This window comes from Alcanivorax sp. DG881, assembly GCF_000155615.1.
Classification (GTDB): domain Bacteria; phylum Pseudomonadota; class Gammaproteobacteria; order Pseudomonadales; family Alcanivoracaceae; genus Alcanivorax.
The window spans coordinates 94,100-100,735 of the sequence record NZ_DS989915.1 but is presented as its reverse complement, the minus strand read 5'-3'; the positions used below and the strand labels follow the sequence as shown (position 1 = coordinate 100,735).

Annotated in this window: 4 protein-coding genes; 1 reads left to right on the top strand and 3 read right to left on the bottom strand. The window is 59.8% G+C overall.

The genetic code is table 11. The annotated features are described in order from the left end of the window. Window positions 1–122 precede the first annotated feature (122 nt). From sppA to ADG881_RS00425, 3 genes are read right to left on the bottom strand one after another with little or no spacing between them, the layout of a single operon-like run. A complete protein-coding gene (gene sppA / locus ADG881_RS00435) occupies window positions 123–1,097 on the bottom strand; it encodes a signal peptide peptidase SppA (RefSeq protein WP_007150095.1) in 975 nt (324 codons plus the stop codon). Between the two features lie 2 nt (window positions 1,098–1,099). Beyond that, complete coding sequence (locus ADG881_RS00430) at window positions 1,100–1,789, bottom strand: HAD-IA family hydrolase (RefSeq protein ID WP_007148956.1); 690 nt, start codon at window positions 1,787–1,789, stop codon at window positions 1,100–1,102. Then, window positions 1,786–2,739, bottom strand: a complete 954-nt coding sequence (locus ADG881_RS00425; RefSeq protein ID WP_007150845.1) for an RluA family pseudouridine synthase — start codon at window positions 2,737–2,739, stop codon at window positions 1,786–1,788. Before ADG881_RS00425 ends, ADG881_RS00430 begins: the two co-directional genes overlap by 4 nt. A 618-nt stretch (window positions 2,740–3,357) precedes the next feature. On the opposite strand from ADG881_RS00425, the gene rne reads away from it, so the two are divergent. Then, a complete protein-coding gene (gene rne, locus ADG881_RS00420; protein WP_039925838.1) occupies window positions 3,358–6,627 on the top strand; it encodes a ribonuclease E in 3,270 nt (1,089 codons plus the stop codon). Window positions 6,628–6,636 lie beyond the last annotated feature (9 nt).

Sequence of the window (6,636 nt, the reverse complement as noted above, 5' to 3'; positions counted from 1 at the left end):
GCCTCTTCTAGCTTCTAGCTTCTAGCTTCTAGCTTCTAGCTTCTAGCTTCTAGCTTCTAGCTTCTAGCTTCTAGCTTCTAGCTTCTAGCTTCTCGTAGCTCGTAGCTCGTAGCTATATATGATCAACGAATCACCGGCGAGGCGCTCAGACCCAACTGGGCCGCCATGCCTTCACCAATGGACACACCAAAACGGCGAATAAACTCTTCCATGGGTGAACGGCTGGAGCTGTAATTCAGCATTTCTTCCTGACCGGCCACCTCACGGATCACCTGCCCCGGGCTCATCAGGCCGTCAATCAGCCCCAGATCCAGTGCCCGCTCACCGGTCCAGAACAACCCCGAGAACAGTTCCGGGTGGCTATCCACTTTCAGACGATCGCCGCGACCTTCTTTCACTGCAGTAATAAACTGCTGGTGAATATCATCCAGCATGGTCTGTACATGCTTGCGATGGGCCGGCTGAATCGGCGAGAACGGGTCCATCAGGTCCTTGTTTTCGCCGGCGGTCAGCACACGGCGCTCCACGCCCAGCTTGTCGGCAGCCTGCTCCAGCCCGAACCCGGCCATGATCACACCAATGGAGCCGACGATACTGGCCGGATCTGCATAGATTTCATCCGCTGCGGAGGCGATAAAGTAGGCCCCGGAGGCGCCCACATCGGTAATGGCCGCATACACTTTCTTGTCCGGGTACTCGGCCCGCAGCCGCTTGATGGCGTTGTACACCTGGTTTGATTGCACCGGCGAGCCACCCGGGCTGTTGATCTTCAACAGTACGGCAGTGGTATTTTCCGCTTCAAACGCCCGCGTCAGGCCGGTGACGATCAAGTCTGCACTGGCATCCTGATCCGGCGCGATCACACCGTTTACGTCAACAATCCCCACGTGCTCTTCCGCCATGGTCACCGCAGAACCGGTTTTGCCCGGAATCACCATCACCAACAGGGTAAACAGGTATATAAAGGTCAGCGCCTTGAAAAAGATGCCCCAACGGCGGGACTTGCGCTGTTCATCCTGGGCCTGACCCAGCAATTTCTCGATCAGCTTCCATTCCCGCTCATTCTGCGGGGGCTGGGAAGATGGCTGATTTTCCATAGTCACACACTCTCCATTACAAATTCAGACGCCGCCAAACCCACCAGCGGTAGCAAATGGTCCAATCGGTCTATCACCGCCAAAGGCTCGCACGGGAGCAATTGCTCAACCGGGTGGGCGCCATAACTCACGCCAATACGGTCAACCCCGGCAGCACGGGCCATCTCCAGATCGAATGTAGTATCGCCCACCACCACGGCCCGCTCTGGCGGCACAGCCATGGTCTCCAGCAACTCCAGCACCATGGCCGGATGCGGCTTGGACTGGCTTTCATCGGCACACCGGGAGGCATGAAAATAACGGTCCAGACCGGTATTCCCCCACACCCGCTGCAACCCCTTGCGGCTCTTGCCAGTGGCCACCGCCAGCTTAAAGCCACTTTCGCGCAAGTGAGTCAGTACCTGTTCCGCCCCCGGATAAAGGGCGCTGGGGGTCTGCTCGGCGGCGATAAAGTGGAAAGCGTAGCGATCACGCATGGCGACGATCCCTGCATCGTCCAGCTGTGGATAGAGCGTGGCGATGGCCTCCGGCAAACCCAGCCCGATGATACTGCATACCACCGGGTCAGCCAGGGAAGGCAGCTCCAGATCCAACGCCGCCAACTGCATGCAGCTGACAATGCGGCCGGTGGAATCCATGACCGTGCCATCCCAGTCGAAAATCACCAGGTCATAAGGACGCGCATTATTCATCGCTGGCTCCTGAGGGCCGTCAGAATCGCCTCGTAATCGTCATCCAGTGGTGCGGTAACCGTCAGCCGCTTGCCCGTGTTCGGATGCACAAATACCAGGGTGCGGGCATGCAGACAAAGGCGGCGACGGCCAATTTCGGCCAACAACGCTTCTCCTTTGGCAATTCCGTATTTGTCATCCCCCAACAAGGGAAAGCCGCCAAACTGGCTATGCACCCGAATCTGGTGGGTGCGACCGGTTTCCAGAGTGGCCTCCACCAATTGCGCTTGGGCAAACCGCTCGAGCAGACGATAATGGGTCACCGAAGGCTTGCCCTCACGGGAAACCCGCACGATACGCTCGTTGCCATTCATCATTTTCAGCAAGGGCGCATCAAGAGTGCGCTCCTTGCCCTTGAAGCCCTGACACAGCAACCAGTAACGCTTTTCCACCTGGCCGCCCTGCATCAGGCGTTGCAGCTTGCGCAGAAACGAGCGCCGACGGGCCACCATAATCAATCCACTGGTATCGCGGTCCAGCCGGTGCACCAGCTCCATTTCCTTTTCATCGGGATACATCACCCGCAGGGCCTCAATCAGCCCCAGGCTGACACCACTGCCACCATGCACCGCCAGGCCTGACGGCTTGTTGAAAATGAACAGCTGGTCATCCTCATAGACACAGGCCCGCCGCAAGCGCTCGGCCAACCCTTCGCTCACCGCCGGCGGCGCGGCGGATTCACTGGTACGAATGGGCGGAATACGCACCACATCACCACTGGCCAGGCGAGTGGTCTGCTTGGCGCGTCCCTTGTTAATGCGCACCTCACCGGAGCGAATAATCCGGTAAACACGGGATTTGGGCACCCCTTTAAGGTGGGTAAACAGGAAATTATCCAGGCGCTGACCGTGCCGGCCTTCATCAATGGTGACAAACGTCACCCGGTTCGCTGCGGGGGTATCTTCTGACATGGCGCGATTCTAAGCGTGATCGGCGGAAATGTCTGCATCTGGCGCGGGGAAGCTCAGCAATCTATCTGATTGATCCGGCTGGCCTTTTGTTGCTATAGTCAAGCGTCGACCTGAATAGGCAACGGCGACGCGCAGCGAACATTCGCCGTTCGGCCCTCTCCGGCTACAGCCGATGAAGACAGAGCCCGCCCCCAGGTCACAGAAAAAGCGTTAGGCCCACCTTCCACACGGGAAATACCCACACGGAACTGGGCACACGCTGCAGAAGACCCATTTACAGCGCCCGAAAAACGGGCCCTGAACATTAACGATGGTGGCCTGCAGCGCCGGTCAAACGACCTGGAAAACAGACAGACAAGAGTTTACACATTGCTGTGTGAGGATAACCACGGCAATCGCGTGAAGCATTACAGACTGGCCAACTGCCAGCATGATTACGCACTAAACATTGCACACAACTCGGAGAGCCGCTGACTCAGGCAACACGATCACCAAGGAAAGCGATCCACACGCCCAGCGTGCGCCCAACCCGTGACATGCCTGCCACAGCACTCCCCCTGGTCTGCTACCGGTTACACCCGGCCCTGCCCCATGCCACCACAAACTTGTGGTAGCACCATGAAACGTATGCTTATTAACGCCACTCATCCTGAAGAGGTTCGGGTGGCACTGGTCGACGGACAACGTCTGTATGACCTGGATATCGAACACCGCACACGGGAACAGAAAAAAGCCAACATCTACAAAGGCAAGATCACTCGGGTAGAACCTTCCCTGGAAGCCGCCTTTGTCGACTTTGGTGCCGAGCGCCATGGCTTTCTTCCCCTCAAGGAAATTTCCCGCCAGTACTTCCAGAAAGACCCCAAGGACATCCAGGGTCGCATCAACATCAAGGAAGTCATCAAGGAAGGTCAGGAAGTCATCGTTCAGGTGGCCAAGGAAGAGCGCGGCAATAAAGGCGCCGCCCTCACCACCTTTATCAGCCTGGCTGGCCGTTACCTGGTCCTGATGCCCAACAACCCCCGCGCCGGCGGCATCTCCCGCCGCATCGAAGGGGAAGAACGGGCGCAGCTGAAAGAAGCGCTTGGCGCCTTGACCATTCCCGACGAAATGGGCGTCATCGTGCGCACCGCCGGGCTGGGCCGCAGCGCTGAAGAGCTGCAGTGGGACCTGAACTACCTGCTGAAGCTGTGGACCTCCATCGATGAGGCTTCCCAGGACCGCAAGGCGCCTTTCCTGATCTATCAGGAATCCAACGTCATCATTCGTGCCATCCGTGATTACCTGCGCAAGGATATCGGCGAAGTCCTGATCGACTCCAAGAAAGTCTATGACGAAGCCCAGGGCTTTGTTCAACAGGTCATGCAGGACTTCCAGCACAAGATCAAACTGTACGACGACGAGACCCCGCTGTTCTCCCGTTTCCAGATTGAGTCGCAAATCGAAACCGCCTTCGAGCGGGAAGTGAAGCTGCCTTCCGGTGGCTCCATCGTGATCGATCCGACAGAAGCGCTGGTCTCCATCGACATCAACTCCTCCCGTGCCACCAAGGGTGCGGATATCGAAGAGACCGCCCTGCAGACCAACCTGGAAGCCGCAGAGGAAATTTCCCGACAGCTGCGCCTGCGGGATATCGGCGGCCTGATCGTGGTGGATTTCATCGACATGGGCCCGGCGCGCAATCAGCGTGACGTGGAAAACCGCATGCGCGATGCGCTGGAAGCGGACCGCGCTCGCATCCAGCTGGGTCGCATCTCCCGCTTCGGCCTGCTGGAACTGTCCCGTCAGCGCCTGCGCCCCAGTCTTGGGGAAACCTCCAGCATTGTTTGCCCGCGCTGCGACGGCCAGGGCCACATCCGTGACGTGAAATCCCTGGCGCTAAGCATCCTTCGTCTTATCGAAGAAGAAGTGATGAAAGAGCGCACCGGCGAGATCCAGGCACAGGTGCCGGTGGCCGTGGCCACCTACCTGCTCAATGAAAAGCGCGATCCCCTGCGTGCCATTGAGAAGAACCACAACGTCCGCGTGGTGATCATCCCCAACCAGAACCTGGACACGCCTCACTTCGAAGTGGAGCGCATCCGTGATGACCAGACCAGCACCCAGTTGAGCCATGAGATGGACCTGCTGGAAGGCAACAAGGATGCGGATATCGCCTCCGCCCAGGACACGGAAATCAAGACCCAGGAACCGGCCGTCAAACTGATGGCACCGGACACCGCCCCGCCGCCGCCCAAGCCCGCGGCTGCCGCACCGACGCCACAGGTCCAAAACCTGGGCCTGCTGGCACGTCTGTTCTCCTGGCTCGCCCAGGTCTTTACCGCTGAGCCCAAGCCGGCCAAGGCAAAGAAAGAACAGCCCCAGCGCAAAGGCGATAACAAGCAGCGCCAGCAGCAGAACAGCCGTGGCGGCCGTGGTGGTAATACTCGTAACCGTAACGACAACCGCAACAACGATAACCGCGGCAAGAACGACAACCGCAACAAGCGTGATGGCGGCAAAGGTGGCGATAACGACAATCGCAATAACCGCAACAAACGTCAGAACGACAAGGACGGTGGTCGCAAGAACGATAACCGCCAGGCGGACAATCGCTCTTCCGACAATCGTGACAACCGTGGCGACAACAAGGACGACGGCAACCGCAACGAACGCCGTGGTCGCAACGACAACCGTCGCAACAACCGCAACAATGACAACCGTGGCGACGGTCGTAACGAAAATCGTAACGACAACAAGCCCGACAACAAGGCAAATGACGGCGGCAAGCCGCGTAATAACCGCAAGCCGGACAACGCTGCTGACAACGCCGAGAGCAAAGGCAGCGACAAGGGTCCGAAAGCCCCGCGCCGCACCGATGCCAAGGACGATCGTCCGCTACGCGAACGCCAGCGTCCTGGCAAAGGGGAAAACAATAGCGACGGCAAGAGTGCGGTAGCTGAAGCCTCTGCGGACAAACCGCAGCGCAACAATGCGCCCAAACCGGCCCGTCCACGCAACGAACAGCCCGCACCCGTGGATGACGAAGGTCACCCGCCTGCCAAGCTGGTTCCGGCTCAGGAGCCGTCTGCGCAAGCGAAGGCCGACGATCAGGCTAAAAAAGAGGTAGCCGACAAGGCTGCTCAGGCCGAGCAACAGCCGGCGGCCAGCAAGCCACAAGCCGCAGCTGAACCGAAGCAGGAACAGACCGCCGCTCCGGCTCAGCCGCAGCAACCTGCTGCCGAGCAACAATCTGCCGCCCAGGCCCCGGCCGCGCAAAACACCGCTGCACCGAAAGCCCAGGACGACAAGCCGGCCACCGTTCAGCCGGCAACCAGCAACAGCGATACGGCTGCCGCTGCTCCGGCGCAGGAAAAGCCGGAGGCCGATAGCCAGCCGCAGCAGCCCAAGACTGACGCCCCGAAAACCGCCGATGCCGAGAAAGCGACGCAACCCGCTCCACAAGCGGAAGCCGCCAAAGACGCTCCGGCAGCGCCAGCAGCAGCTCAGCCAGAAGCGGCCAAACCGGCTGAGGCGCCAGCGCCGACCAAACCGGTAGAGGAAAAGCAGGCAGAGAAAGCGGTAGAGGCCGAAGCCCCCAAAGCAGAAGCCCCCGCCGCCGAGCCAGCAGCTCCAAGCCGGGCCAGCAATGATCCGCGCTCCCCGGGCTACAAACCGACCCCGGCAGCCCCGGCGCCAAAGGCGGAAGAAAAGCCCAAGCCGGCACCGGCCAGCAATGAGCTGCCCAGCCGTGCCACGGAAGTGAAAGCGGTCAAAGCCGAAGCCAAGCCTGCTGCTGCCGAGCAGGGCCGCGCCAGCAACGACCCACGCCAGCGCCGCCGTGAGCAGCTCGCTGCCCAGGAAGCGGCTGCCAAGGCGCAACAAGCGGAATCGTCCTCGGAAGACTGAGGACATTCC